Source organism: Rhodococcus opacus (assembly GCF_012396235.1).
Lineage (GTDB): Bacteria > Actinomycetota > Actinomycetes > Mycobacteriales > Mycobacteriaceae > Rhodococcus_F > Rhodococcus_F opacus.
On sequence record NZ_JAAXPA010000001.1, the window covers coordinates 333,260 to 360,184 of the forward strand.

Genomic DNA, 26,925 nt, shown 5'->3' on the forward strand with positions numbered 1-26,925 from the left:
TTAAGAAGTACTCACGGGCGGCGAAGCCGCAAAGGAGCGAATCGCCTCCGCCACCACGTCCGGCCGGTCCTCGGGCATCAACGTGTAACTGTCCTCGACCTCCCGTAGTTGGGCGTGCGGGTACAGTTCCGCCAACCGCCGGCCGTGGTCGCGGGGCATCACCTTGTCCTCGACGGCCCACAGCACGAGGACCGGCCGGTCGAAGCTCCGGTTCGCTTCCGCCCAGTCCAGCAGCGTCGACTTGGGTGGCAGCGACGTCGTGTACTTGCGCAGGTCTCGCCGCACCCGGCGGTCGGTGGTCGCGGGCCGGAACCAGCCGTCCATCACCGGTTTCGGTACCGGTCGCTTGCTCATCCAGCCCCACGCCGCCGGCGCCCGGCGCATCGCCCGGAATCGCAACGCCTGCATGGTCAGGGCGAGGCCACCGGGGATCGCCACCGCGACACCTATCGCGCGACCGGGAATTCCCGGCGGATAGTTGTCGAACGCCTCGCACGGCGTGAGGACGAGCGCCGCGACGCGGCTGGTGTCACCGAGCGCGATGAACACTTGCGCGCCGCCCCAGTCGTTCTGCACGAGTGTGACGTCCGCGAGGTCGAGTCGCTCGAGGAATTCGCCGATCAGCAGTCCGAGGCCGCGCAACGAGAGGTCGGCGTCCTCGTGCATCGGAATGCGGTGCGCGCCGAGCGGGAGGATGGGGAGGATGCAGCGGAAGTCCGGAACGAGCCGCTCCACCACGTGTCGCCACACGGTGCCGTCGATCGTCAGTCCGGAGATGAACACGAGGACGGGGCCGTCGCCACCGGTGTCGTGGTACTCGACGGTGCCTGCGGAGAGGTCGATCTGCTTCATGGCGCTCACTCCATTTGATAGATCGTTCTACTGAAATTCACGTTACGATCAGGTAGGCACCGAGCGCAACGGTCGGAGGCAGGAAAGTGAAAGACACGAAGGCCCGGATCCTCGGCACCAGCGGCGAACTCTTCCGCCGCAACGGATACACCGGGACCGGACTCAAACAGGTCGCGGCGGAGGCGCGCGCCCCGTTCGGGTCGATCTACCACTTCTTCCCCGGCGGCAAGCAGCAACTCGGCGAGGAGGTCATCCGCTCGTCGGGCGAGGAGTACGCCCGGCTCGTGTTCTCCATCCTCGACGCGCATCCCGACATCCTCGAGGGGATCGAGGTGGGGTTCCGGTTGGCGGGCGAGACCCTGGTGGCCACCGATTACGCGGACGCATGCCCGATCGCCACGGTCGCACTCGAGGTCGCGAGCACCAACGAGGTGCTCCGCGTGGCCACGGCCGACGTATTCACGAGCTGGATCGACTCGGGCAGCGCCCTGCTGCGCGCCCGCGGATTCGCCGAGACCGATGCGCGGCGTCTGATCCTCGGCTTCGTCACCAGCCTGGAGGGCGCGTTCGTCCTGGCCCGCGCACTCCGCAGCACCGAACCGCTCGATGCCGCCGGCACCACGGTCCTCGCCGCCGCGCGGGCCTGCCTCCCGTCGCGCGAGTGACAGGCGTCACATTCGGGTTGCGGAAGAAATCCACCGGGTTCATAGTTGAACCTACAAGAACTTGAACATTCAACTAATTGAGTCGACGATCCGAGGAGTTTTCATGACCACCGCCACCGCCACCCTGCCCAACCTCACCGCCGGAACCTGGGCCATCGACACCGTCCACTCCACCGTCGGCTTCGCCGTCCGCCACCTCATGGTCAGCAAGGTCCGCGGCACCTTCAACGACTTCACCGGCGCGATCACCGTCGCCGAGGACGGCACCGCCGCCGTCACCGCCGAAATCCAGGTCGCATCCATCGACACCAAGAACACCGACCGCGACGCCCACATCAAGTCCGCCGACTTCTTCGACGCCGAGCAGTACCCCACCGCCACCTTCACCTCCACCGCCGTCCGCGCCAAGGGCGACGACTACGTCGTCGACGGCGAATTCACCCTCCACGGCGTCACCCGCCCGGTCGAGCTCGCCCTCGAATTCAACGGCGTCAACCCCGGCATGGGCAACGGCCCGGTCGCCGGCTTCGAAGCCACCACCGTCCTCAACCGCAAGGACTTCGGCATCACCATCGACATGCCCCTCGAAGGCGGCGGAGCCGTCGTCGGCGACAAGATCACCATCACCCTCGAGATCGAGGCCGGCCTGCAGGCCTGACCCATGGGCGTCGATATCAGCGGTAGTGAACGAGTGCCCGTTCCGACCTGGGACTGTCGTTCGCTCGCAGTCTCAGATTCTGGTGATCGGTGGGATGACGTACGTCTGATCCAGCACTGATGGTGCGGGCTCGTACATTCTGAGTACGGGCCGGAAGTCTCCTGCGGGAGAGGGCAACCAGTTCGCGGCCGCGGCATCACTCGCGGGTTTGGTGTGGCTGATGGTGATGGTCAACGACCCCTCCTCGTCGCGCACGATCCCGGGGGTGCGATCACCGATCGAATAGCGGTTGATCGGGTTGCTCACCAGGAAGAAGTCCGGCACCGAGTACATGGTCAGCGACCAGAATGCGTCAACGGGCGGAGTCGGATCGAGGCGGAGTCGGATCGAGGCGGAGTGCGTACGTATTCGAACCGGTGAGCTGCCGGCCCTGATCGTCGAGGTAGGTCATGATGTATGCCGCCTCGTAGGGGTGATTCCCCCAGAGCCCTCCCTTGGCTGCGGCAGCCCGCTCGATGATCCGCAAGGTCGGGTCCTCGATCTTGAATCGTGCGTCGTCGAGCGAACCGACTTCGAAGAAATCGAGGTTGTAGTCGAAGGCGTGGAACGTCAGCTTCCAGCCGTTGACTTCGGGACTCGACCCCTTTTTCAGTACCGTGTCCAGATTTTGACGACCGGCAGCTAAGCCTGCCCGCAGAGCTGCCGCCGTCTCGTCGTCCGGTGACGAGTAGGGAGTGGGGCCGGATCGGTCGATTCCGAGCGGTGCGAACGAGTCCTGCAATGCGCGATCGCGTGTAGCCGGCGGGAAGGCCTGTGACCACAGTCGTAGCTTCTCGAAGAACCGAAGGTCGGTGCCGACCGTCGGATCCGGCGACGGGAGACCCGCGGGTCGGGTGCCGGCGTCGAGCACGGTCAGAGTGGTCGAATCCTGCAATGCATGAACAGCCGGAAGGTCGTCGTCGCCGGAGCATCCCCACCTGCCGACGATCGAGGCAATGGTCGTAGGGAACGTGATGACGGTGGCGTCGCCCGGTTCGCCGGCGTTCCAGCCCGGCGGCACCAGCAGGAAATCGGCGGCGGCGGTGCCGGTGGCGCGGTGGCCAACGTACGCGAAGTTGTTGGTCCAGGCGTCGACGAACTGCAGCACGTAGTACCGGCCGGCAGTGTCCGGAACGTGCAGGGCGACAGGTCCCACGGACAGATCTATCTGGGCCATCGAGTACACGGTGTCGTTGTTGATGGTCACGAACGTGTCTGCCGGGCCGGCTAAGGCTCGCGCATGGCTGAAGGTGTTGAACCCTGCTGCGGGATTCGCTCCGACTCCCTCGTGGACATACCGGTGGACCTGGTCCAAGTTGAAGACGAGGGGAAATCCGTAGATGTAGGCATGAGATGCCAGATCGGACAACGTCTGGTTCGTCACGGCAATCCTGTTCTTCGTCTCGGATACGCGTCGGGTCTCCATACCGGCCCGACTGTGGGCGAGCCGTACGATTTACAACAATGCGGTGATCAGCCCCGGTCGTGCATCACCCGATGCGGATGAGGAACCTGCGAGCGTTCCCACGTATCGACCCGCACCGCGTCATCGTATGAACGCCGTGCCCTTCCACGATCGGTGACCGCACGACCGTCAGCTCGCGACGCGTTCCGGCCGGCGCGGTCTCGCGATCAGCGCGAAGTCGATCAGCCGGAACTGTGAGAAGGCACCACCTCTAGGCTGGCCGTGTGAAGAAGTACCTCCCCGCGCTCGTCCTGGACGTCGTCCTCGTGATCGTGTTCTGCGCCATCGGCCGCCGCAGCCACGACGAAGCCAACGCACTGACGGGTCTGGCCACCACGGCGTGGCCGTTCCTGACCGGCCTGGCGGTCGGCTGGCTCGCCACCGTCGCGCTCTACCGCGACAAGTTCGACGCCTTCCTCATCGTCCCGACCGGCATCGTGGTGTGGCTGTCGACGCTCATGGTGGGCATGCTGTTGCGCGTCGTCAGCGGCCAGGGAACGGCGTTCAGTTTCGTCCTCGTGGCGGGCACGGTGCTCGCCGTGTTCCTCCTCGGCTGGCGGGCCGTCGCGAAGATCGTGACGAAGTCGCGCGCCACCACCCGATAGCGGCGAATCCGCCCCGACGGCACACGCACACCCGCTCGAGGTGAGACAGTTTTCCCATGAGTGACACCATCGATCCGGCCCGGGACGAGAAGCGGTCCGACCGCAGCTTCTTCGGCCAGCCGTTCGCCCTCGCGAACCTGTTCGGCGTCGAGATGTGGGAGCGGTTCTCCTTCTACGGGATGCAAGGCATCCTGATCTACTACCTCTACTATTCCGCCGCCGACGGTGGCCTCGGAATCGCCGAGTCGTCCGCGACCAGCATCGTCGGCGCCTACGGCGGCACGGTGTATCTGTCCACCATCCTCGGCGCGTGGATCGCCGACCGGCTCCTCGGCTCCGAACGGACCCTGTTCTACAGCGCCATCCTCGTCATGCTCGGCCACATCGCCCTGGCCGTGTTCCCGGGGCTGTGGGGGGTGGGCATCGGCCTGGTCTGCGTCGCATTCGGTAGTGGCGGGCTCAAGGCCAACGCCACATCTCTCGTCGGTGATCTCTACGACGAGGACGACGACCGCCGGGACGCCGGATTCTCCATTTTCTACATGGGTATCAACCTCGGCGCCCTCGTCGGCCCGTTGCTGACGGGCTGGGCGCAGGACTCCATCGGATTCCACGCCGGCTTCGCGCTCGCCGCGATCGGCATGGCCCTCGGACTGATCCAGTACACGCTCGGCCGCAAGCACCTCCGCGGCATCGGTGCGGAACCGCCCAATCCCCTCCCCCGCGCTCAGCGGCCCAAGTGGATCGCGATCGGCGCCGCCGCGGTCGTGGTGATCGCGGCCCTGTCCCTGACCGGGGTGATCACCGCGGCCAACATGTCGGACATCGTGGTCGGCCTCACCATCGTCGCGGCGATCGGCTACTTCGCGATCATGTTGTCGAGCCGCCGCATCACCGCCGTCGAGCGCAGCCGCGTCTACGCGTTCATCCCGATGTTCATCGCCAGCGCGGTGTTCTGGTCGCTGTTCCAGCAGCAGTTCACCACCGTCGCGGTGTACTCCGACAAGCGACTCGACCGCAACCTGTTCGGCTGGGATTTCCCGCCGTCGTGGGTGCAGTCCATCAACCCGGTCTTCATCATCATCTTCGCCGGCGTCTTCGCGGCCGCGTGGACGAAGCTCGGACCCCGTCAGCCGTCGTCGCCGATCAAGTTCGCGGCGGGCACCGTCATCATGGGTATCGCGTTCCTGGCGTTCATCCCGATGTCGGGTGGCGGCGCGAACAGCGCACCGCTGCTGGGTCTGGCCGGAATCCTGTTGCTGTTCACGTTCGCCGAACTGCTGCTGTCCCCGGTCGGGCTGTCGCTGTCGACCAAGCTGGCGCCCGAGGCCTTCCACACCCAAATGGTGGCGTTGTTCTTCCTGTCCGTCGCCCTGGGCACCGCCATGGCGGGCACACTGGCCGGCTACTACGACGAGAACAACGAAGTTCCGTACTTCACCGCGGTCGGGCTGGGCTCGATCGCCGTCGGTGTGCTCCTCGCCATCGGGTCACCGTGGATCCGGCGTCTGATGAAAGGTGTGCACTGAGCGTCGTCTCAGCGCACCCACAACCACGCGGCCAACCCGAATCCCGCGATTGCGATGACGACGCGGAGGACGGACGGTGGTATCCGCCTGACGACGGGCGGGCCGCACCAGCCACCGGCCAGGGCGCCGATCGCCATCGCGGCGGCGGCGCCCCAGTGGACGGGGCCGAAGATCGCGAACCCGATCGCCGCCACCAGGTTCGCGACGCCGAGGAGAAAGCTCTTCAGGATGGTCGCGCGCCAGATCTTCTCCGAGGTGAGGATCAGCGCGATCGCCAGGAAGATCACGCCGGCGCCCGCGCCGAAGTACCCGCCGTAGATGGCGACGACGAACAGCGACACCGAGTACGCGCGTGGCATGTCCCGCTCGCCCGCCAGCGCGCGGAGCCGGGGCTGCAACAGCAGCGCCAGCGCGGCGAACGCCACCATGAACGGAACGATCGCCTCGAACGACCCCGCCGGGGCCACCAAGAGGATTCCCGCGCCGACCAGGCCGCCCGCAGCCGAGTACAGCGCCCAGCGCCACAGCTTGGGGCCGGTGTCGGCTACCTCCCGCGTCGAGTTGGACAGGGCGCCGACGCCGACCGCCACCATCGCGACCGTGTTGGTGACGTTCGCGGTCACCGGCGGAAGACCGACCGCGAGAAGTGCGGGATACGACACGATGGACGCCAGGCCGGTGACGAAGCCGACCAGTCCCGCGAAGAACCCCGCTACGACGAGAAGACCGATATCAAGCAGGGACACAAAGAAGAAACTTACCCTTGCTCACTTACTCCATCAGCGCGGACGGCCCCGCCATTCCCTCAGTTCGCCGGCTTCGCCATCACCGTGTCCTCAGTTCGCTGGCTTCGCCATCTCACGGAACAGCATGTCGGTCATCTTCACCGCGCGGTCCCCACCGTCGGCGTCGGCGACGAAGACCGCGAAGGCCAGGTCGCCGCGTGAGCCGTAGAACCAGCGGTCGTCGCCGCTCGCACCGTTCATGCCCATGAGGTCCGGGTAGCCGTTGAGGAACGACGCCCCGCCCCGCACCACGTTGTCGCGCATCATGCCGCGGAGCTGGTCGTTGACGTTCGCCGGAAGCGGCTGAGCGGCCACATCCGTGGTGCCCGGCTGCCCCTGGACGATCATCGGTGTCGGCGCGCTGCCCCGCGCGATCGACGCGGCCAGCATGGCCATCCCGAACGGCGTCACGGCGGGCAGGTCGCTGTCCTGACGGTTCATCACCTGGTTCATGCCCGACTGGTCGGCGGTGAAGACGGCGGTCTGATGGTCGAGGCCCGGGATCTTGTAGTTCATGCCGAGCCCCAGCTGATTGCCTGCCTTCTCGATGTCCTCGATCGACAGCGACGACGGGTCGACGCCCTTCTGCAGTCCGGCGGCCTTCTTCACCAGGTCGAGGTTCGATCCGGCCGGGTAGAGCCCCTGGAACGCGATCGGCCCCTGCTCCATCGCCTGGTTGTTCTGCGCGGCGGCCAGCACGGCGCCGGAGGACGGCTGGATCGCGACGATCGTCGCGGGGGTGCCGACACTGACCACGGCTTCCTCGGCTGCCAGCTGCAGGCGGGAGTCCATGGTCGCGACGATGTCCGGTCCGGGCGGGCCCTGGAAACCTGCCTGCGGAATCAGCGTGCCGTCGGGGTCCACGAGGTGGACGGCCCAGCCGGCCGTGGCATCCCGGTTGGCCTGCCACACCTTGCGCAGCGGATCCAGCAGCGGTGTCGTGATGCGCCGATCCGCCGTGATCAGCTTCGGCGTCTTGATGGTGATGACGCCGGGGATCGCAAGATCCTGCTCGAGGAACTCCCAGTCCTGGTCGCGCAGCAGCACGGCGGTGACCTGCTGGCCGGGCTTCTCGGCCATCTCCGCCATCATCGTGTCGGACGTCACGAGGGGTGCCACCGGCTCGAGGACCTCCGCGAGACGCCGGGTGGTCGCGACGGGATCGGGCATCGTGGCGGGATCGAGGGTGACCGAGTTGATGGTCTGCTCGTTCATGAGCAACCCGCCGAACGCGTCGAAGACCCGCGGCGGAGCGGCGTCCGTCCGGTCGTAGCGGACGATACGCCCGTTGCCCAGGTCGGGCGCGAGGATCGACGGATCCCAGGAGATGCGCCAGCCGACGGACAGGTTCCGCACACCACCCTGAACCTGGTAGGTCCAATCCTTGCCCTCACCGAAATGCCAAGCGGCACCAACGGTGAAGAAGCCGGAGTCGGAGCCGAGATCCATGAACTGGGTCAGGTCGAACTTGGCGTCCTCGGGTTTGAGACCGTCGAACATCTGCTGAATCGCCGTCTCCGCGGCGTTGGGATACGAGGTCTGCGCTGCCGCGGCAGCGGCGTCGCCCTCGTTCAGCGCGTTGACGAAGTCGTCGACGACCGACTGAGCGGTCGCCTCCTCTTTCGACAGCACACACGACGCCAGAATCACCGCCAAAATGACTGCCGACGTCAGGGCGATCACGTATCTGTTGCGGCGGCCAAGCGATCGTCCATTCCCCATGTCCACCATCTTGCTTTCAGTCACATGCGTAACAAGCACCATTTGCCTACGAAGGAGTTACGGTTGAGCCACAACTTATCCCCGAACAGCAACGCGCGAACGGGTTTATCGAAGAAAACGCCCCGCAGCCTGCACAGCAGGGGCCGAACTGTCACCTGTTGCTATAAAAACGGCAAATGCTAGGTCGTCCTTGATTCCGACGAACCAGCCGTGTGCGGGACCATTTCCCGACTCGGCCGTGCCCGTTTTGCCGAGCAGTCCCGGAATGTCCTGCAGCGCAGTAGCGGTACCGCCCGTCACAGTTTCGCGCATCATCGTCCGGAGGTCGGAAGTGACGTTCGCAGGCACGGTGGGCGCCGTCTTGTCGGCGGTTCCCGGTTGGCCTTGCACGATCATAGGCGACGGCGTCGAACCGTTCGCGATGGAGGCGGCCACCATGGCCATTCCGAACGGCGTCGCGGTCACCTGCCCCTGCCCGATCCCGGACTCGACACGGGCCGCCGGACTGTCTGCGACGGGCACGTTGCCGGTCACGGTCGTCAGCCCGGGCGTCACGTAGTCGACGCCCAGCCCGAACTGCAGCGCGGCTTGCTGCAGGGCGTCGGGCGGCAACCCGACCGCCAGCCGTCCCATGGTGGTGTTGCACGAACGGGCGAACGCGGTGTGCAGCGGGACCGCGCCCAGGTCGAATTCGTCGTCGTTGGGGATCTGCCTGCCCTCGATGTTCTCGGTGCCGGGGCAGGGCAGAACGGTGTCCGGTGTGGCGGCACCGGCCTGCAGGGCCGCGGACGTGGTCACCGTCTTGAACGTGGATCCCGGCGGGTAGAGGCCGGTCAGCGCGATCGGGCCGAGTGCATCGGCCGGAGCGTTCTGCGCCACCGCCAGCACCTCGCCCGTGGAGGGTCGCAGGGCGACGATGGCGGCCTGCTGCGGGACGTCGGCGAGCGCCCGCTCGGCAGCCATCTGCATCGGGAGATCGAGGGTCGTCGCGATGTCGGGGGCGTCGGGCCCCTGTTCACCGGCGATGCTCTTGGCCGCGCCGTCCTGACCGACCAACTGCACCGCCCAGCCGGCGGAGGCGTCCTGCCCCTCCTGCCACAGGTCACCGAGGCCCGCCAGGGTGGGTGAGGCCAACGCTTTGTCGGTGCTGAGCAGCCTGGTCTGCGGCGCCAGCGTCACGCCGGCGAGTTGCCGCAGCTGCGGTTCGATCGGCGCCAGGTCCTCGGCGCGCAACGAGATGGCCGTGACCGGCTTGCCCTGGGCGCCGGCAAGATCCTGCTGGAGCGAGGCCGCGGTGATCGTCGGCGCGATGGGCGACAGCAACGCCGCCACCGCCGCGGTGTCGGCCCCCTGTTCGAGGTTGACCAGCGTCACGACCTGTTGCTCGAGGATCGGTGCCCCACCCGCGGCGAGGACCTTCGGTGGCGTCCCGGTCGTGGTGGTGTACCGGACGGTGGTGTCGTCGGTGAGACCGGGTGCGAGCACGGCCGGGTCCCAGACGATCTTCCAGTCGTCGCCTTCCTTGGTGGCGTTGCCGGTGGTGCTGTACTTCCACTCCTGCCCCGGGGCGAACGGCCACGACACGTCCATCGTGAACGTGCCGCCGTCGTCGCCGGACTCCTGCACGTCGGTGCGGGTGAACGTCCCGTCCTTGTTTCCGAGCCCGTCGTACATCGCCGTGATCGCGGCGGTGGCGGCGGCCGGATCGGTGGTGAGTTCGGCGGCGGCCTGCACGTCGTCGCTGTTCAGGGCGTCGGCGAACTGCTGCGAGACGGTGTCGGGCTGGTCCGGTCCGAAGAGTCCGCAGGCGGAGAGCACCGTCGCGAGGACGGCGATTCCGGCCGCTGCCTTCCGGGTGGGGGTGGGACGGATGGGGCTGTGACGATTTGAGGTGCGCACGGACTCGATCATGCCTGACGTGGTGGCGCGCTTCGAATAATCGGTGTAATCATGTAATCAGTGCTGCATCGCAGTGATCGCGGCACCAGGGTCCCCAGGAGGACGCCATGAGAAACACACAAGGTCCGGGCCCGCGCCGCTTCGGCCGGCCCGGTGGATGGCAGCAGGCGGATGTCCCCGATGCGAGCGACGCGGCCGAATGGTTCGCCGGCCGTCTTCCCGACGACTGGTTCACCGGCCCCGCGACCGTCGAGGTCGACCGCGAGGAGATCGTGGTGGTCGGCGAATTGCCGCCCGTCGAGTCCGCCGACTCCGGTTCCGAGGCGGCGATCGACGGACGCATCTCCCGATTCCGCGAAACGACCCGGGGCGATCGGATGCGCATCGCCGACGAGGCCGAGAGACGATACGGGCGCAAGGTCGCGTGGGGCGTCAGCCTCGACGGCCACAAGACGCTGTTCACTCACCTCGCCGTTCCGGTGATGACCCGGCTCCGCCAACCCGAACGCAAGGTTCTCGACACGCTCGTCGACGCCGGTGTGGCGCGGTCGCGATCGGACGCCCTGATGTGGACGGTGCGCCTGGCGGGCCAGCACAGCGAACAGTGGCTCGCCGAACTCCGCGACGCTATGGCGAAGGTGGACGAACTCAGGGCCGACGGCCCCCAGATTTAATTCGATTGCGCGGGCATCGGCGCCGTCCTATCGTGAACGGCACCGATGCGCACCGGGCGCGTCTGACAGAGGGGAACGGTCCATTGCTCCTGACGAGGTAGTCACGCGAGTCTTCATCCGCACACACCTCGGGAGTCCCCTATGGCCCAGTCATATCTGTCCCTGTCCGACCTCACGTTCACCTGGCCCGACGGCGAGCCGGTCTTCGACAGCCTCGACGCCGTCTTCGGCCCCGGACGCACCGGGGTGGTCGGTCTCAACGGTTCCGGTAAATCCACCCTGCTCCGGCTGATCGCCGGGCGCCTGCACGCCGACCGCGGGTCGGTGACGGCGCAGGGCGAGGTGGCGTATCTGCCGCAGGACATCACGCTCGATCCCGCACTGAAGGTCGACCGGATCCTGGGCATCGCCGACCTCCGGGCGGCGTTGCACCGCATCGAGTCCGGCGACGGCACACCCGAGGATTTCGATGCCGCGACCGGCCGCTGGGACATCGAGGAGCGGGCGGTGTCGACCCTGCACCGGCTCGGTCTCGAACGCGTGCTCGGCAGCACGTCCGATCTAGATCGCACCGTCGGCACCCTGTCCGGCGGTGAGACCGTGCTGCTCGGCCTCACCGCGCAGCTGTTGAAGGAACCGGAGGTGCTGCTCCTCGACGAGCCCACCAACAACCTCGACAGCGCGTCCCGCAGCAAGCTCTACGAGGTGGTGCAACAGTTTCCGGGCACCCTGCTGGTGGTCAGCCACGACCGTGACCTGCTCGATCTCATGAATTCCGTCGCGGAGCTGCGCGGTGGTGAGATCCGCATGTTCGGCGGGAACTTCAGTGCCTACCAGGAGATCGTCGAGGCGGAGCAGGAGGCCGCGCGGGCTGCGGTGCGCGATGCCCGCAGCGACGTGCAGAAGCAGAAGCGGGAGCTCGTCGAGGCCCGCATCAAGATCGACCGTCGTAAGCGGTACGGGCAGAAGATGTTCGAGAACAAGCGCGAACCGAAGATCGTGATGGGACTGCGGAAGCGCCAGGCGCAGGAATCCGCGGGGAAGCTGCGAAACAACCACATCGCGAAGGTCGACGGGGCGCGGGAGTCGTTGACGGAAGCGGAGAGTGCCCTGCGGGAGGACCGCGAGGTGCGCATCGACCTCCCGGCCACGGAGGTGCACTCGGGCCAGGAGGTGGTCTCCGTCCGGGACGTGAGCCTGCTCAGCGGACAGGAGGTGTCGCTGGACGTCGTCGGTCCCGAGCGGATCGCCCTCGTCGGACGCAACGGCGTCGGGAAGACGACCCTGCTCGACGCCGTCGTGGCCGCGGGACCGCGGGTTCCGTTCAAGGCCCTGCCGCAGCGACTCGACGTGTTCGACGAGTCGCTGACGGTCGCCGAGAACGTGGCGGCGGCGGCGCCCCACGCGTCGCAGGAACAGATCCGCGCGCAGCTGGCCCGGTTCCTGTTCCGGGGCAACGATTCCGACGTGCTCGCATCGGCGTTGTCGGGCGGGGAACGGTTGCGGGCGGCGCTGGCGACCATCTTGCTGGCCGAACCCGCCCCGCGGCTGCTGTTGCTGGACGAGCCGACGAACAACCTCGACCTGCCGAGTCTCGCCCACCTCACGCAGGCGCTCCGCAGCTACCGCGGCGCGCTGATCGTGGTCAGCCACGACCGGCAGTTCCTCCACGACATCGGCGTCACCCGGTGGCTGGAACTGACCGACGAGGCCCTTCGGGCTTGTGCGCCTTTTCGGTAGCCCCGGCTACCAGAAAGGCGCACGGGCGGAGCCTAAAGCGTGATCGCGTCGAGGCGGGTCTTGATGAAATCCGCCGACGTGACGGGCCCGAGCCCGGCGACGGTTCCGATCGGCGGTTCCAGAGGTGTCACCTGCGCGTCGTGGTTGAGTTCGTAGAAGTAGATGAGCGACACCAGGTCTTCTTCGGGGGCGTCGGCCTGCGGCGGCAGCACGCGGTGCCGGCCCGACGGCCAGCGCTTGCCGCTCCAGTACTCGAGGAGGTCGCCGATGTTGACGGTGACAGCGTCGGGGTCGTAGGGCGCGTCCTCCCAGCCGCCTTCGTCGGTGTACACCTGGAGTCCGCCTGCGCCGGGTTCCCGGTCCAGGACGGTGACGGTGCCGAAGTCGGTGTGCGGCCCGATGCGGAACTGGCCCGGCTCAGGCTCCCCCACCGACGACATCGGCGGGTAGTGGTTGATGTTGCACGTCCACGTCGGGCGGTCCGCGAGCCCGTCGAAGGGGTTGACGGGCAGCGCGAGTGCCGCCGAGAACAGGGCGAGGAGGTCGTCCGAGAGCCGGCGCATCGCCTCGGTGTAGGTGGTGAGAAGGGCGCGCAGTTCCACCACTTCGGCGGGCCACACGTTGGGCTTGAACCACACGTCGTCGACGAGGGGATCCCCGGTGCACGTCTCGGCCCCGACGGCGAACGTCTCCTTGAGGTCCGGGGGCGTCTCGGTGCCCTCGGCATAGCCGTTGGCCTCCATCCCGGGCCCGATCCAGCCGCGTTCGCCCACGATCGCCGAGTACCGCGCCTTCACCTCTTCGGGAAGTGCGAAGAACCGGCGCGCGGCAGTCCGTACGTCCGCGGCCAGTTCGCGCGTCACCCCGTGGCCGCGGACGAGGAGGAAACCGGCGCGCTGCAGTCCCTCGTCGACGTCCCGGGCGACGGCCGCGGCGGAGGGTCCGCCCGCCCGCCAGAGTGCGATGTCGACGGTGGCGATCGGGGTCATTCGGCTACTCCAATGTCTTCGTTCCAGAGTTCGGGCTGGTTCTCGATGAATTCGGTCATGAGGTCGATGCAGTGTTGATCGCGCAGGACGGTCACGTCCACGCCGTTCTCGCGGAGCCATTCGTGGCCGCCGGTGAACGTGACGCTCTCCCCCACGACGATCGCGCCGATGTTGAACTGCCGGACCAGACCGCTGCAGTACCAGCACGGTGACAGGGTCGTCACCATGATCGTCGAGCGGTAGTCGCGCTGGCGCCCGGCGGCCCGGAACGCGTCCGTCTCACCGTGGACGGACGGATCGGCGTGCTGGACCCGTCGGTTGCGGCCGCTGCCCAGCAGGGTTCCGTCGCCGGCGAAGAGCGCGGCCCCGATCGGTATCCCGCCCTCGCGTTTGCCGAGTTCGGCTTCGGCGATCGCCACGGTCAGCAGTTCCTCGGGGTCGAGGGCCATCCGCGCAGAGTTCACAGAGATCGACATGCCTCTACCTTGCGTCTCGGACGGCGCGACCACAACGGACACACTGTGGTAACGAACGGGCCTTAACCTGTACAGACTGTCCGCCTCCCGAGGAGGGTTCGACGATGTCGTTGACCGTGCGCGAGTTGCTCCGGAACCAGTTCTTCAGCGCGAACCCGCAGGTTCTGGCCGGGAAGTCGCAGCTCGGCCGCACGGTGCGCTGGGTACATTCCAGTGAAATCTACGAGATCAGCCCGCTGCTGTCCGGGGACGAGTTGCTGCTGACCACCGGGCTGGGTCTGTCCGGTGTGGATCCCGGCACCCGCAGGCACTATCTCCGCGAGGTCGGGGAACGCAATGTGGCGGCCGTGGCGATCGAGTTGGGCCGGACGTTCGACGCCGTTCCGGGCGACATGATCGAGGAGGCGGCCGCCCTGGACCTGCCGCTGATCGCGCTACGGACAGTGGTCCCGTTCATCGAACTCTGCCAGAACGCCAATACGGAGATCATCTCCCGGGAGGTGTCGGCCCTGCGGACCCAGAACGAACTGTCCCGCGTCCTGGAGGCCGAACTGATGGCAGGCAACGGGGTGGCCCGGTTGCTCGAGCGCGTCAGCGAGGCGAGCGGCTGCCCACTGATCGTCACCAGCGGCAGCGGGGCGCTGGTCGCGGCGCACGGCGTCGACGACGACCGCGCGGCCTGGGCAGCAGCCGACGCCGGAACCGTCACGGCTACCATCCATTCGCGGGACGGCGCGTGGGGGACGTTGACGGCCGGGCCGGGTTCCACGATGAACTCGCCCGTGTTGCGTGCGCTACTCGAACGGTCGACGGCGTCGCTCGGGCTTGCACTCACCTACTCGGGCAGCCTCGCGGGACGTCCGCAGCGCGCCGCAGCCGCGCTGGTGTCGGATTTGCTGGACCGCAACGACGTTCGGCAGATCGACCTCACCGTGCGGTCCGCCGCGGCGGGGTTCCATCCCGCGCCGGGCAACCGGGTGGTCGCGGTCGCCATCGATTCGCCGGGTTCGCGCATCGCGACCCGGTTGCTGGATTCGGCCGCCAAACTGCTCGGGCAGCCGTGCCTGCGTGCGGAGGTGCACGCGAGCACGTTCGGCCTGATCGCGGTCCCCGCACCCGTGGTCGACCCGGTGGGGACTGCCGTCGACTGCTTTCAGGAATCTTTGGCGTCCAACATCACCGACGGGGTGACGGTGGTGGTCGGCGATCCGTGCGACTTCGCTCCCGGAGACGTCGGCACCGCGCTGCACACCGCCCGCTCGGGACTGCGCCTCGCGATGTCTGCCCGGCGGTCGTGGCTGTCGGGCCAGGTAGTGACGACGACGCGGGAACTCGCCCCGGAACTCGCGCTCGATCGGCTGCCTCCCGACGTCAGGGAGCGGATGGTCGCGACAACCATTGCGCCGCTGGTGGAGTGGGATCGAACCCATTCGAGCGACCTGGTCCGTACCCTGGAGGTGCACCTTCGGCACGGGTGCAGCGCCACCAGTTCGGCGTCGGCGCTGCATCTCGGCCGGCAATCGCTGTACCAGCGACTCGAGCGTATCCGGACCCTCCTCGGATACGACCCGGGTTCGCCGTCGATGTACGGTTCGCTGCTACTTGCCCTGTGCGCCAACAGGTTGGCCACGTGAGATCTTCGCACCGTTGATCGCGAGGTACAGCGCTCCGGCCAGCACGAAGCCGACGAAGAACGTGATGTCGCCGAGTTCGGGTACCGCGCGCACCACGTAGCCGACGAACTTCTCCTGATTGGAGAACAACAGAACAGAGCCGACGAGGGCGATCACGAACGCGGTCAGACCACCCCAGTTGCTGTACTCGCGGTTGTACAGGAGGTTGTCGATCCGCTGTCCGCGGCGCAGATACTGGTCGGCGAACATGATGCCCAGCCACGGTCCGATCCAGTAGGCGACGATGAGCAGGAAGGCCTCGTAGCTCGCGGCGGCGTCGGCGAGCGCCCACCACGCCACGAGGAATCCGACGACTCCGAACATCATGGTGACCACCGCCCGCTGCGTCTTCAGCGGCAACCTCAGCCCGATGGTCACGAAGGCCATCGACCCGGAATACACGTTGAGGGCATTGGCGGCGACCGCCCCGAGTGCAATGGCGAGCAACGTCAGATTCGCCAGTGCCGAGGGCAGATTCGCGGTGAACGCGTCGGTCGGGTTGTCGGAGGACGGTGCGCCGATCGTCACGGAGGCGGCGCCGACGACCGACAGTGCGACACACGAGACGAACAGCCCGGCCGAGGCGAACAGCCCGGTGCGGACCCTCGACACGGTGGCCGGCAGATACCGGGTGTAGTCGGCGGCGTACGGCGTCCACCCGGCCGCGTAGCCGAACGCCGTTCCGACGGTGAGGAGGAACCCGCCCATTCCGCCGACACCACCCTCGACCGCGGGCGCGCCCGGGTTCGACTTCGCGAGTATTACCACCGCGGTGATCGCGAAGATCACGGCCAGCACAGGGAACGCGTAACGCTCGAACGCCTGGACCAGGTTGTGCCCGAAGAACGCGAACACGGTCTGGACGACGACGATCACGAGCAGTGAGGGCAGGGGCGCCAGACCGGTCAGCGTGTTGAGTGCGAACGCGCCGCTGACGCTGTTGGTGGCGAACCAGCCGACGCCGCACATGATCGACATGAACGCCGACGGAAGGGCGTTGCCCCAATACCCGAAGCCGAGGCGTCCGAGCACCATCTGCGGAACGCCGTGCAGGGGACCGCGCGCGGACAGAACGTAATGCGCGGCAGCCCCGAGACCCGTCCCGAGGACGAGCCCGAGCGTCGCCTGCCAGAACGTCATCCCGAACACCGACACGGACAGGACGCCGATGAAGATCGTGGCGAACTCGAGGTTCGGCGACATCCACGTCCAGAAGAGTTGGCGTGGAGTTCCGTGGCGGACCTCGTGCGGAATGAACTCGTTTCCGCCCGGTTCGACGGCCAGGACGCGGTCGCCGTACTCGCGTTCGGCAGCGGTCGCATCGCTGGTGGTGCCCTCGGTAATTGCCATAGAAGCACTGTGTTCGCCCAGGCCGGCGCCGACAACCGACAATGTGTCCGTCAAACGTGCGCTCGGGGCGGACAGATCGACGGGACGCAGTCGCCCCGGGTCTTGCGTTGGAGTGCACTCCAGGTCGTACTGTTCAGTCATGGCCACCCAGTTGGAGCAGTCGCCCGGAGCGTTCGCGAGCATCTCGGAGGTCTCGGCCATCACTGGCCTCACGCAGGACACCCTTCGCTGGTATGAGCGCGAGGGGATGATTCCCAGGATCGCGCGGGGTTCGGACCGTCGTCGCCGCTACAGCGAGCGGGACGTGCGGCTCATCGAACTGCTGGTGAAACTGCGGACCACGGGCATGCCGACCAGTGACATGCAGCGTTTCGCGGTGCTGCTGACCGGGGGCGCCGAGACCCACGAGCGGCGGTTGGCGCTGCTGCTCGCGCATCGCGAACGCATCCTCGCCCAGCAGGCGAGGCTCGACGACGCCCTGGCGGCACTCGACACCAAGGTGGATCACTACCGTGCCCTCATCGCAGGGACCGACGAAGACCCTGCCCGACAACGACGAGGAGAAGCATGACCGACATCGGTACGACAACCCTGGGTGACGCGCTCACCGTCTCCGACATGGGTTTCGGAGGAATGGCTCTCACACCCGTCTACGGCGGGGTGGAACCGGGGAAGGCGCTCTCGACACTGCATCACGCGGTGGATCTCGGAGTGAGTTTCCTCGACACCGCCGACGTGTACGGGGCCGGCGACAACGAGCGGTTGATCGCGCAGTTACTGAGGGACCGGCGCGAGGAAGTCACGCTGGCAACCAAGTTCGGGATTGTGGGGGATCCGAGGAAGCGGAGCGAGGGCGGCGCCTCGACCCGCGGCGACCGCGCCTACGTCCACGAGGCGGTGGACGCCAGCCTGCGCCGACTCGGCATCGGCACGATCGACCTCTACTACCTGCACCGCCCCGACCCGTCGGTTCCGATCGAGGACACCGTCGGTGCGATGGCCGAACTGGTGGCGGCGGGCAAGGTGCGACACCTCGGACTGTCGGAGGTGACGGCCGGGGAGCTGGCGTCCGCGCACGCGGTGCATCCCATCACGGCAGTCCAGTCGGAGTGGAGCATCTGGAGCCGCGACGTCGAGGCGCGGGTCGTGCCGGCGGCGGCCGCACTGGGTGTCGGGTTCGTCCCCTACTCGCCGCTCGGCCGGGGGTTCCTCACCGGGACCGTCACCGGCGTCGACACCTTGGCGCCCAACGACTTCCGCCGGACCCTCCCCCGGTTCGCGGCGGGCACGCTGCAGCGGAATCTCGGCGTGGTGGACGCGGTGAATTCGGTCGCAGGCGACCTGGGTGCCACGCCCGCACAGGTTGCGCTGGCGTGGCTCTACGCGCAAGGCCGCGCGTTCGGACTTCCGGTCGTACCCATCCCCGGAACCCGCAGTGCGGAACGGGTGACGGAGAACGCCGGTGCTCTCGGTATCGAACTCGATGCGGCGCAGCTGGCGGTGCTGAACTCGGCCGGGGAGCATGTGGAGGGTGCGCGTTCGGAGGATCTGCAGTGGGTGTCGGAGGGCCGCGACTTCTGAGTGATGCAGACTGGGCGGGTGCAGCACGCTACCAATCCCGTCGACGGTGTCCGGATCGCGCACAAGACCGTCGGCGACGGTGAGCCGCTCGTTCTCCTTCACGGCACGGCGCTCTCCCACGCGATCTGGCGCGGATTCGGCTACGTCGCCGCGCTGCGTGACCGGTACCGGCTGATCCTGGTCGATCTGCGGGGCCACGGGCGCAGCGACAAGCCGCACGACGAGGACGCGTACGCGATGGATCTGGTCAGCGGCGACGTCCTGGCGGTCCTCGACCACCTGGACCTTCCCAGCGCACATGTTCTCGGGTACTCGCTCGGCGGCCGGGTCGCGCTGGCGTTGGCGGTCGGGGCGCCCGAACGACTGGAGAGCCTGATCGTCGGCGGCGGCAGCAGCCGACCGCAGGCCGGCGCGTTCGACCGCCTGTTCTTCCCGGGCTGCATCGACGTCCTCGAGCGGGACGGCATGGATGCGTTCCTGGGGCAGTGGAATGCCCGGCGCGCGTGGCCGATCGACGCCGGCACCCGGGCGGCGTTCATAGCGAACGACGCGAAGGCACTCGCCGCGTACATGCGGCGTTCCGGTGTGGAGCCGGGTGTGGACGACGACGTCCTGCGCGGGATCGCCGTCCCCACCCTGCTGTTCGTCGGTTCGAACGACTCCGAGCGGATCGGCGACACCCAGCGGGTGGCGGCACTGATTCCCGGTGCGTCGCTGACGGTCCTGCCCGGGTTCGACCACTCGACGACGGTGGCCGCGAGCACCGAGGTGCTCGCGGCCGTCGAGCCGTTCCTCGCCTCGGTGTGACCCCTACATCCATTCGACCAGCTGGATGATCACCCCGTTGGGGTCGCTCATCTGGAAGTAGCGTTCGCCCCAGGGCTCGGTTTCGATGGGCGTCACGATCGGGACGCCCTCCGCCTGCAGTCGCTCGTATTCACCGTCGATACCGTCGACGACGAGCGCGATCAGCAACCCCTGGCCGGCGTCACCGGCGATCCGCGCTGGCTTGAACGTCTCCAGTCCGGTCTTCAGGAAGACCAGATTGAAGCCGACGTCCGCGCGCTTCAGTGACACGAAGCCCTCTGCGGCCATCTCCTCGACGAAGCCCAGGTGGGACTTGGCGAACTCGGCCGACGCACTGGGGTCTGCGACGTTCAGCGACAGTGCGCTCGCGGTGACCTTCACGGTGGTGTCCTTTCGTTGACGACACCCCACTAACGTACACCGTACGACATTTGTTCCCGAGGGCACGTCATCACATCGCCAGCAGACCCTTCGCGATGTGCGTCACCTGGATCTCGTTGCTGCCTGCGTAGATCATCAGCGACTTCGCGTCGCGCGCGAGTTGCTCGACCCGGTACTCGGCCATGTAGCCGTTGCCGCCGAACAACTGCACCGCCTCCATCGCCACCTCCGTAGCCGCCCGCGAGGAGTAGAGCTTCATCGCCGACGCCTCCGCGAGGCTCACCTGATCGCCCGCCGCGGTGCGCTCGATGGCGTTGAAGACCATGTTCTGCACGTTGATGCGGGCGATTTCCATCTCCGCGAGCTTGAGCTGGATGAGCTGGAACTGGGCGATCTCCTTACCCCACAACTTTCGGGACTTGGCGTAGTCGACGCACAGCCGGTGACACTCGTTGATGATGCCCAGCGACAGCGACGCGATGCCGATCCGTTCGGCCGCGAAACTCTCCTTCGCGCTCGACTTGCCGTCGGACTTGCCGCCGTCCTCGGTCTCGCCGAGCAGACGGTCGCGGGTGAGGCGCACGTTGTCGAAGAACAGTTCCCCGGTGGGTGAGGAGTTCATGCCCATCTTCTTGAACGGCGCACCCTGGGTGAGCCCCTCCATGCCCGCGTCGAGGACGAACGCGAGAACCTTCCGGTCCCGGCGGTCGACGGACGAGTCTCCCTCGTCGAGCTTCGCGTAGACGATGATGACGTCGGCGTAGGGGCCGTTGGTGATGAACGTCTTCTGCCCGTTGAGGATGTAGTCGTCGCCGTCGCGGCGCACGTACGACTTCATGCCGCCGAACGCGTCCGAGCCGGAGTCGGGCTCGGTGATGGCCCAGGCTCCGACCTTCTCGAACGTGACCAGTCCGGGTAGCCAGCGCTCCTTCTGCGCCAGCGTCCCGCGACTGCGGATGGTGCCCGCCGCCAGCCCGAGGCTGACCCCGAGCGAGGCGACGAGTCCGAGGCTGACGCCGGCCAGTTCGGCGTTCATGATGACGCCCATGCTGCCCGCACCGCCGAGGCCGCCGGACTTCTCCTCCTTCGCGCCGGACGCGGCGTCCCCACTTCGCTCGCGGTCCAGCGACTTCGTCAGCGCGTCACGAGCCATCTCGTCCAGGCCGAAGGTGGCGAAGAGTTTGCGGATGATGTCGAACGGAGGCAGCTCGCCGGTCTCCAACTTGTCGACGTGCGGTCGAATCTCCTTGTCGATGAAGCCGCGGATCGCGTCGCGGAACATCAGGTCGGTATCTGACCACTCATACATGCCGGGCACTCCAGTCACTGAGAGACAAACGGTTGCCGCAAATATAGAACACGTTCCTATTCTTGGACAGGTGTGCCGGACGGCGCACCCGTTCGGAACGGCACCGGAGCCCCTTCGGCCAGCACCACGTACGCGCGACGCCACGGGTCCGTCCCGACGAGCGTCCACTCGTGCCCGCTCCCGGCGGTGTCCTCGGCCAGCAGGACGTCGCCCTCACGGAGGCGGAACTGCTCACCGTTGCGGGTCCGGAAGTCGAGGGTGCCGCTGAGGGTCAGCACGAGTTGCCGCACCGGCGCGGTGTGCCAGTCGAAGGATCCGCCCGAAGTCGTCTCCTCGAAGCTGACGTGGGTCACGTCCACACCCGCGGTGCAGAGATCGCCGTTCCGCCCCGGGTCCATGGCGAGGAAACCCAACTCGACGTGGGATGCATCGTCCGCCCCGGTCCACAGCCGCACACATCGAATCATGCCGAGCCACCTTTCGTTTCACCGATCCCGAGCCACTTCGACCTCAGCCGGTCGAGGGTGCCGTCCGCGGCCAGGGTGCGCTGCGCCGACTCGATGCCTTCGCGCAGCGCGTGATCACCCGTGCGGACGGCGACGGCGATCTCCTCGCGGGAGATTCCCCGTTCGACCACCTCCACGTGCGGACGATCCCGGACGAGCCAGGTGAGGACCGGCGCGAGTTTCATGACGGCATCGCACCCGCCCGAGGACAGGTCGTCGAGGGCTTGGCCGATCCGGTCGTAGGCATACACCCGGATCGCACCCGCGCGGCCCTCCGCGACCAGCCTCTCCACGATCGGCTGACTGGTGTTGCCGTGCTGGACACCGACGGTCAGACCACCCAGATCGTCCACCCCGCGCACTCCGGGATGCCGCGACGTGTCGACGGCGAGGGACTGACCCGACACGAGGTACGGAGCGCAGAAATCCGCGCGCCCCCGCCGCTCCGGCGTCACGGTGGTTCCCGAGGCGATGCAGTCGAATTCACCGTCCGTCAGCGCGTCGAAAATGCCGTTGAAGTCGGTGCCCCGGTACGGGACGAGCGACCATTCGACGCCGAGCACCTGCGCGACCGCCCGCGTGAACTCGACATCGAAACCCGCCGGAGCCCCACCGTCCCGGAATTCGAACGGCGGGTCGGGCAACGCCGAACCCACCCGCAGTACCCGCGCTGCCGCCGTCATGCCATCCCTCTCCGCCGTGACGAGTACCTACGAGCCGATCAGCCCCAACCGCTGTGCCAGCCAAGGCAATTCCTTCTCCAGTCCCGCAGACCACACCGCGAAGCTGTGCCCGCCCGGCACTTCCACGTACTGCACGTCCATGCCCGCGTCCTTCGCGGCCTGATAGACCTTCTGGGCACCCGGCTTGTATGCGTCGTCGTCACTGCCGATCACGAAGACCCCGGCCGAATCCGGGTACTGCTTCGACGCCATCAGATCGAGCGGGTTGACCCGCTTGAACGCCGCCTCGTCACCGCCGAATCCGTCGTCGAGGGTGCGCTGGTGGTCGCCGAGCGTGGGTTCTTCCTGACCCGAGATGTCGAGGAACGTCGGGTACACGTCGGGATAGTTGGTGGCCATCTGGAGCGAACAGGTGCCGCCGTAGGAGAGGCCGCCGATCGCCCACGCCTTGGGGTCCGGGTTGACCTGCAGGTTCGACTTCACCCAGGACGGAACGTCCTTCGCCAGATACGTGGCCACGTTGCCCAGCTTCGAATCGACACACAGGGGGTTCGCGATCTGCGAGCCGGTGCCGTCCGCCACCACCACGATCGGGGCCAGTCCCCCGTGCTTCGCGGCGAACTCGTTCATCGTGGTGGCGAGCTTGCCTCCGGCGAACCAGTCCTCCGGCGAACCGGGCTGACCGGCCAGCATCACGAGCACCGGCAACAGGGGGCGTGGGTTGGCGAAGTAGGCGGGCGGGAGGTAGATCTCGGCGTCGCGGGCGGCGAAACCCGACGCCGTCCCGGGAACGCCCGCCGTCAGGACCCGCCCCTCGCTCGGCATTCCGGGCGGGGCGGTCCACGACGCGTCGAGAGGCGTTCCCGTCACCACGGTCTCGGTGGTGCTGCCGAGGTCGTTCATCTGAACCCGGTCGAACGGCTCCGCCCCGAATGCCGTGCCCACCGTGGGATAGGCATCGAACACCAGGTTGATCTGCGTCGCGGACGCGAGAAGGACGGCGAATACCGCGAGAACCGACACGACGGCGGCTTTCACCGTCCGGCCGGCGCGGATCCTCGGCACGAGCAGGACGATCGCGAAGAGCCCCAGACCGATCCACACGTAGATGGAAATCTCGATGGGATCTGGGAACGGCCGGAGCACCTTCTCGACCATCACGTACAGGACGACGGTGACCACCACCGACACGGCCAGGCAGATCGGAATCGCTTTCCTGGGGTACCAGGGTGCGCGGGCGGCGAGCAGCCACACGCCGCCGAGCACACCGATCACCGTGAGGATCCAGGGCAGAGGCCCTGAGATCACGCTGAGGTCGCTGAGCCATTCCACGTCACGAAGCCTAGAGCGCGAACCCGCACTACGTCGGCGACTCGGAACGACCGGTAAAATTGCGCGGGTGACATTCATCAAGGTGTGCGGTCTGCGAGACGTGGCCTCCGTCGATCTGGCCGTGCGACTCGGCGTCGACGCCGTGGGGTTCGTGTTCGCCGACAGCGTCCGCCGGATCTCCCCCGAGGACGCCGCGCCGCTGGTCCGCCGGGTCACCGGTCACACCGTCGCGGTGGGCGTGTTCAAGGGGAGTCCCGTGTCGGAGGTGATCGAGGTCGCCGCCACCGCAGGTCTCGGAACCGTTCAGATGCACGACCTGAAGTCCGCCGACGACGTGGCCCGGTTGCGGGAGGCGGGGCTCGGCGTGATCCGTGCCGTGGTCGCCGGTGACACGTCGGGCGATTTCGGCGCCGACCGCATCCTGGTCGACGGAGCGACCGCCGGGGCAGGCGTGCCCTGGGACTGGGCGAACCAGAGCCGACCCGACGGCGAGTGGATCCTGGCCGGCGGACTTCATCCGGGCAACGTGCGGGCTGCCGTCGACGCGACCGGCGCGTGGGGTGTCGACGTGTCGAGCGGTGTCGAATCCTCGCGTGGTGTGAAGGATGCGGCGCTGATCGAGCAGTTCGTCGCCGCCGTCCGATCCGGCGACTGAGTCAGCCCGGCATCCCGGCCACTGAATCTTCGACGTCCCACGACGCGAGCACCGTCCGGATACCCACGACCAGCGCGAGCGGCTGGTCGATCATCACGTGGTGTCCGGCGTCGGGGATCTCGACCACCACCGCAGTGGGCCCGAACCGGCGGCGCATGCCGTCCATCATGGTGTCGGTGACGATGCCGTTCTCGGCGCGGAAGTAGGCGATCCGGCAGCGTGGGTCGGATCCGCCCAGGTGATCGCTGCCGTGACGCGCGAAGAACGCGGAGTCGAACTTCCACGCCCAGCCGCCGTCCACCTCCTCCATCGAGTTCTCGGCGACGTGCCGCAGGACCGCGGGCACCGCGGTGTCCTGCGGCGGGACGAACCGGAACCGCTCGAGCGCCTCGGCCCTGGACGGGTAGACCTTCTTCGGACCGAAGGCACGCTGCTTCCGCGCTTCTTCCTCCTCCGGTGTGCGGGCGAGGACGGGCGAATCGATCAGCGCGACACCCGCCAGATCCTCGCCGAACAGCTGCGCGGCCACGTAGGACACCATGCCGCCCATGCTGTGCCCGACGAACACCGGCGCCCCCGAGATACCCGCCGGCTTCGCCACCGCCAGGGCTTCTTCCGCCCACTGCTCCAGGCCGTACTCCGCGCGCCGGTCGCTGTCGCCGTGCCCGGTGAGGTCGAGGGCGACGACGCGACGGTCCGTGGCCAGCATGGGTGCCACATGGTCCCACCACCGGCTGTGGGCGGCGCCGCCGTGAACGAGCACGATTCCCGGTGATCCCGACGGCCCCCACGCACGGTAGTGAACCTGTGCACCGGCGACGTCGACCCGGCCGGTGTCGACCGGCGACGCCAACGCCGTGGTGAACCAGCGGGGCGCGTCCGTCTGCACGTTGCTCATTCACCGAACATACCGACCACGTGTGGCCGTCCCCGACCGCCCTACAGAAGGTCGAGCATGGCTGTGACCGCGCGTTCGACCACCGGGAACCGGTCCGGGGCCAGATCGTGGCGGGCTCCCTCGAGTTCGACGAGCGTCGTCGGTGCGGGGATCAGTTCGACCGCCGACCGCATCTCGTCGGTGCTCGCGAACGGGTCCTTCGAACCGTGCACCACCACGGACGGGGTGCGGAGACCGGGCAGGTGCTCGGTGCGGAGCTTCTCCGGCTTGGCCGGCGGATGCAGCGGGTACGACAGCAACAACAGGGCGTCGACGAGACCCGGTCGCTCCGAAGCGAACATGGACGCCTGCCGCCCGCCGTACGAGTGCCCGCCGGCCCACACCGGCGCCGTCACCAGCTCCCGCATCACGGCCACCGCGGCCGCGATGCCGTCCCGGTCCTCCGCCGCCTTCGACGGATGCGGCGGACCCGACGCGCGGCGCTGACGGAACGGGAGATCGAACCGCAGCACGACGACCCCCCGCTCCACGAACCCGTCGGTCACGGCGCGCAACAGCTTTGTGTCGCAGTCACTTCCCGCTCCATGCGTCAGGACCAGCCCCGCCACCCCGTCACCCTCGGGGTGATGGAGATGTCCGCGCACACCGTCACGTTCCAGCAACTCGCTCATGCGGTTCACGGTAGTGGAATGTCGGCCTGCTCCGGCGCGTGCAACTCCGCCAGTTCTTCGCACGGCTGGTCCGCGAGTTCGTTGGCGCGTGGCACGACGCCCGTGCTCCAGTACCCGTGCAGCATGCCCGGGGAGATCCGGAATCGAACCGGCACGCCGGCGGCCTCCAGCACAGCGGCGTACGCGGGGGCGTGATCTCGGAGGGGATCACATCCGGCCCCGCACACGATGGCGGGTGCCACTGCCGTCAGGTCGCCCTCGATCGGTGAGACGCGGGGGTCGAGAGACAGGCTGCGGTCTGGGAGGTAGCCGGCCCCCATGTCCTCATTCGCCCGCACCCTCTGTCGTGCCGAAATCCGACGGTTGATTGCGATTGGCTCTCGGTCTGTTTGCCGGGTTTCGGTGCGGGGTACCTTAACAACACGACTGCTGGGAGTAGCCAATGGACACCATGACCATCATCTGGATCATCGTCGCGATCGTCGTCGTGCTCGCCGTCATCGCGCTGCTCGTTGCGGCATCACGCAAGCGCAACGAGCGCCGCCACCAGGAGGCCGACAGCATCCGCGCGAGGGCACAGGAGCAGACATCCGTCGTCGAGAAGCGTGAGGCGATCGCGGAGGAGACTGCGGCCGACGCCAGAAGGGCTCAAGCGGAAGCCGAGGCCAAGGCGGCCGAGGCCAAGAGACTGCAGGTCGACGCGCAAACGCACCAGAACACGGCGACCACGTCTCGGGACGACCTGAAGCACGAGTGGCAGCGGGCCGACGAGCTCGATCCCGACGTCAAGACGACGGACACTCCGCCGAACGACGCCAGAGCCACCGACGCTCGGACCACTGGAACGGGGCCGACGAACGCTCGCGCCACCGATGCCCGAACCACGGGTGCAGGGCCTGCCAACGGTCGGCCCACCGGCACGGACTCCACGAATACCCATGGAGCACACGCGAAGCCGACCGACACGTCGTCGACATAGCG

At 67.6% G+C, this 26,925-nt stretch carries 27 protein-coding genes and 1 pseudogene; 12 read left to right on the forward strand and 16 right to left on the reverse strand.

Annotation, left to right across the window (positions count from 1 at the left end):
• Positions 1-852, reverse strand: a complete 852-nt coding sequence (locus HGB39_RS01460) for an alpha/beta fold hydrolase (protein WP_005571312.1) — start codon at positions 850-852, stop codon at positions 1-3.
• Between the two features lie 86 nt (positions 853-938).
• On the opposite strand from HGB39_RS01460, the gene HGB39_RS01465 reads away from it, so the two are divergent.
• Complete coding sequence (locus tag HGB39_RS01465) at positions 939-1,517, forward strand: TetR/AcrR family transcriptional regulator (protein ID WP_005571313.1); 579 nt, start codon at positions 939-941, stop codon at positions 1,515-1,517.
• A gap of 103 nt (positions 1,518-1,620) precedes the next feature.
• Positions 1,621-2,175 (forward strand): YceI family protein, encoded by a 555-nt coding sequence (locus tag HGB39_RS01470; RefSeq protein WP_005569205.1) that lies wholly within the window; start codon positions 1,621-1,623, stop codon positions 2,173-2,175.
• Between the two features lie 72 nt (positions 2,176-2,247).
• Here the strand turns inward: HGB39_RS01470 and HGB39_RS01475 are convergent.
• Positions 2,248-3,640, reverse strand: a pseudogene (locus HGB39_RS01475) (DUF1254 domain-containing protein).
• A 263-nt stretch (positions 3,641-3,903) separates the two neighbouring features.
• Between HGB39_RS01475 and HGB39_RS01480 the strand changes: the two are divergent.
• Entirely contained in the window at positions 3,904-4,284 is a 381-nt protein-coding gene (locus tag HGB39_RS01480; protein WP_005569203.1) for a DUF3054 domain-containing protein, read from the forward strand.
• 56 nt (positions 4,285-4,340) lie between these two features.
• On the forward strand, positions 4,341-5,813 hold the full coding sequence (locus tag HGB39_RS01485; protein ID WP_005263665.1) for a peptide MFS transporter: 1,473 nt from the start codon (positions 4,341-4,343) through the stop codon (positions 5,811-5,813).
• Between the two features lie 8 nt (positions 5,814-5,821).
• Here the strand turns inward: HGB39_RS01485 and HGB39_RS01490 are convergent, their stop codons facing one another.
• The 3 genes from HGB39_RS01490 to HGB39_RS01500 form a co-directional block, all read right to left on the reverse strand.
• Positions 5,822-6,559 carry a sulfite exporter TauE/SafE family protein gene (locus HGB39_RS01490; RefSeq protein ID WP_005569201.1) on the reverse strand — a complete coding sequence of 246 codons (738 nt, stop codon included), beginning with the start codon at positions 6,557-6,559 and terminating at the stop codon, positions 5,822-5,824.
• A gap of 90 nt (positions 6,560-6,649) precedes the next feature.
• The gene (locus tag HGB39_RS01495) at positions 6,650-8,329 is read right to left on the reverse strand and encodes an NTF2-like N-terminal transpeptidase domain-containing protein (protein ID WP_081276677.1); all 1,680 of its coding nucleotides are present in this window, start codon (positions 8,327-8,329) and stop codon (positions 6,650-6,652) included.
• A gap of 96 nt (positions 8,330-8,425) precedes the next feature.
• Positions 8,426-10,231 (reverse strand): penicillin-binding transpeptidase domain-containing protein, encoded by a 1,806-nt coding sequence (locus HGB39_RS01500; protein WP_064081001.1) that lies wholly within the window; start codon positions 10,229-10,231, stop codon positions 8,426-8,428.
• Between the two features lie 95 nt (positions 10,232-10,326).
• On the opposite strand from HGB39_RS01500, the gene abmR reads away from it, so the two are divergent.
• Both abmR and HGB39_RS01510 read left to right on the forward strand, forming a co-directional pair.
• On the forward strand, positions 10,327-10,893 hold the full coding sequence (gene abmR, locus HGB39_RS01505; protein WP_005243791.1) for an ATP-binding transcription factor AbmR: 567 nt from the start codon (positions 10,327-10,329) through the stop codon (positions 10,891-10,893).
• A 141-nt stretch (positions 10,894-11,034) separates the two neighbouring features.
• Positions 11,035-12,633: an ABC-F family ATP-binding cassette domain-containing protein gene (locus HGB39_RS01510; protein ID WP_005569197.1), complete on the forward strand. Its 1,599-nt coding sequence runs from the start codon at positions 11,035-11,037 to the stop codon at positions 12,631-12,633.
• A gap of 32 nt (positions 12,634-12,665) precedes the next feature.
• Here HGB39_RS01510 and HGB39_RS01515 read toward each other — a convergent pair whose 3' ends face one another.
• Together HGB39_RS01515 and HGB39_RS01520 are read right to left on the reverse strand one after the other, a co-directional pair.
• Positions 12,666-13,622 carry an isopenicillin N synthase family dioxygenase gene (locus HGB39_RS01515; protein WP_005569195.1) on the reverse strand — a complete coding sequence of 319 codons (957 nt, stop codon included), beginning with the start codon at positions 13,620-13,622 and terminating at the stop codon, positions 12,666-12,668.
• Positions 13,619-14,098 carry a nucleoside deaminase gene (locus HGB39_RS01520; RefSeq protein ID WP_052024015.1) on the reverse strand — a complete coding sequence of 160 codons (480 nt, stop codon included), beginning with the start codon at positions 14,096-14,098 and terminating at the stop codon, positions 13,619-13,621. Before HGB39_RS01520 ends, HGB39_RS01515 begins: the two co-directional genes overlap by 4 nt.
• Positions 14,099-14,202: 104 nt before the next feature.
• On the opposite strand from HGB39_RS01520, the gene HGB39_RS01525 reads away from it, so the two are divergent.
• Positions 14,203-15,732 (forward strand): PucR family transcriptional regulator, encoded by a 1,530-nt coding sequence (locus HGB39_RS01525; protein ID WP_005569192.1) that lies wholly within the window; start codon positions 14,203-14,205, stop codon positions 15,730-15,732.
• Here HGB39_RS01525 and HGB39_RS01530 read toward each other — a convergent pair.
• Positions 15,697-17,121 carry a purine-cytosine permease family protein gene (locus tag HGB39_RS01530; protein ID WP_005569189.1) on the reverse strand — a complete coding sequence of 475 codons (1,425 nt, stop codon included), beginning with the start codon at positions 17,119-17,121 and terminating at the stop codon, positions 15,697-15,699. The genes HGB39_RS01525 and HGB39_RS01530 overlap by 36 nt on opposite strands.
• A 139-nt stretch (positions 17,122-17,260) precedes the next feature.
• Between HGB39_RS01530 and HGB39_RS01535 the strand changes: the two genes are divergently transcribed.
• Genes HGB39_RS01535 through HGB39_RS01545 form a run of 3 tightly spaced genes read left to right on the forward strand, consistent with a single transcriptional unit; the run spans position 17,261 to position 19,509 of the window.
• A complete protein-coding gene (locus HGB39_RS01535) occupies positions 17,261-17,692 on the forward strand; it encodes a MerR family transcriptional regulator (RefSeq protein ID WP_005569188.1) in 432 nt (143 codons plus the stop codon).
• Positions 17,689-18,702, forward strand: coding sequence for an aldo/keto reductase (locus HGB39_RS01540; RefSeq protein ID WP_054247417.1), 1,014 nt, complete (start codon positions 17,689-17,691; stop codon positions 18,700-18,702). Before HGB39_RS01535 ends, HGB39_RS01540 begins: the two co-directional genes overlap by 4 nt.
• A complete protein-coding gene (locus HGB39_RS01545) occupies positions 18,703-19,509 on the forward strand; it encodes an alpha/beta fold hydrolase (protein WP_005571435.1) in 807 nt (268 codons plus the stop codon).
• A 3-nt stretch (positions 19,510-19,512) separates the two neighbouring features.
• Here HGB39_RS01545 and HGB39_RS01550 read toward each other — a convergent pair whose 3' ends face one another.
• The 5 genes from HGB39_RS01550 to HGB39_RS01570 all read right to left on the reverse strand — a co-directional run bounded on the left by HGB39_RS01550 (position 19,513) and on the right by HGB39_RS01570 (position 23,720).
• Positions 19,513-19,890, reverse strand: a complete 378-nt coding sequence (locus tag HGB39_RS01550) for a VOC family protein (protein ID WP_005263638.1) — start codon at positions 19,888-19,890, stop codon at positions 19,513-19,515.
• Positions 19,891-19,960: 70 nt separating this feature from the next.
• Positions 19,961-21,199 (reverse strand): acyl-CoA dehydrogenase family protein, encoded by a 1,239-nt coding sequence (locus HGB39_RS01555; RefSeq protein ID WP_005571433.1) that lies wholly within the window; start codon positions 21,197-21,199, stop codon positions 19,961-19,963.
• Positions 21,200-21,255: 56 nt separating this feature from the next.
• Positions 21,256-21,666 carry a cupin domain-containing protein gene (locus HGB39_RS01560; RefSeq protein WP_005571431.1) on the reverse strand — a complete coding sequence of 137 codons (411 nt, stop codon included), beginning with the start codon at positions 21,664-21,666 and terminating at the stop codon, positions 21,256-21,258.
• Positions 21,663-22,388 (reverse strand): ABC transporter substrate-binding protein, encoded by a 726-nt coding sequence (locus tag HGB39_RS01565; protein ID WP_005571429.1) that lies wholly within the window; start codon positions 22,386-22,388, stop codon positions 21,663-21,665. The genes HGB39_RS01560 and HGB39_RS01565 overlap by 4 nt, the downstream gene beginning before the upstream one ends.
• A gap of 27 nt (positions 22,389-22,415) precedes the next feature.
• Positions 22,416-23,720 (reverse strand): alpha/beta hydrolase, encoded by a 1,305-nt coding sequence (locus HGB39_RS01570; protein ID WP_005571427.1) that lies wholly within the window; start codon positions 23,718-23,720, stop codon positions 22,416-22,418.
• A gap of 67 nt (positions 23,721-23,787) precedes the next feature.
• On the opposite strand from HGB39_RS01570, the gene HGB39_RS01575 reads away from it, so the two are divergent.
• A complete protein-coding gene (locus tag HGB39_RS01575; protein ID WP_005571426.1) occupies positions 23,788-24,375 on the forward strand; it encodes a phosphoribosylanthranilate isomerase in 588 nt (195 codons plus the stop codon).
• A gap of 1 nt (position 24,376) precedes the next feature.
• On the opposite strand, the gene HGB39_RS01580 is transcribed toward HGB39_RS01575, so the two are convergent.
• Genes HGB39_RS01580 through HGB39_RS01590 form a run of 3 tightly spaced genes read right to left on the reverse strand, consistent with a single transcriptional unit; the run spans position 24,377 to position 26,387 of the window.
• A complete protein-coding gene (locus tag HGB39_RS01580) occupies positions 24,377-25,273 on the reverse strand; it encodes an alpha/beta fold hydrolase (protein WP_005571425.1) in 897 nt (298 codons plus the stop codon).
• Positions 25,274-25,314: 41 nt separating this feature from the next.
• Positions 25,315-25,953 carry an alpha/beta hydrolase family protein gene (locus tag HGB39_RS01585; protein WP_005571424.1) on the reverse strand — a complete coding sequence of 213 codons (639 nt, stop codon included), beginning with the start codon at positions 25,951-25,953 and terminating at the stop codon, positions 25,315-25,317.
• Positions 25,950-26,387: an alpha/beta hydrolase fold domain-containing protein gene (locus HGB39_RS01590; protein ID WP_247607337.1), complete on the reverse strand. Its 438-nt coding sequence runs from the start codon at positions 26,385-26,387 to the stop codon at positions 25,950-25,952. Before HGB39_RS01590 ends, HGB39_RS01585 begins: the two co-directional genes overlap by 4 nt.
• Between HGB39_RS01590 and HGB39_RS01595 the strand changes: the two genes are divergently transcribed.
• Positions 26,387-26,923 (forward strand): hypothetical protein, encoded by a 537-nt coding sequence (locus HGB39_RS01595; RefSeq protein WP_005571422.1) that lies wholly within the window; start codon positions 26,387-26,389, stop codon positions 26,921-26,923. The genes HGB39_RS01590 and HGB39_RS01595 overlap by 1 nt on opposite strands.
• Positions 26,924-26,925: the final 2 nt, after the last annotated feature.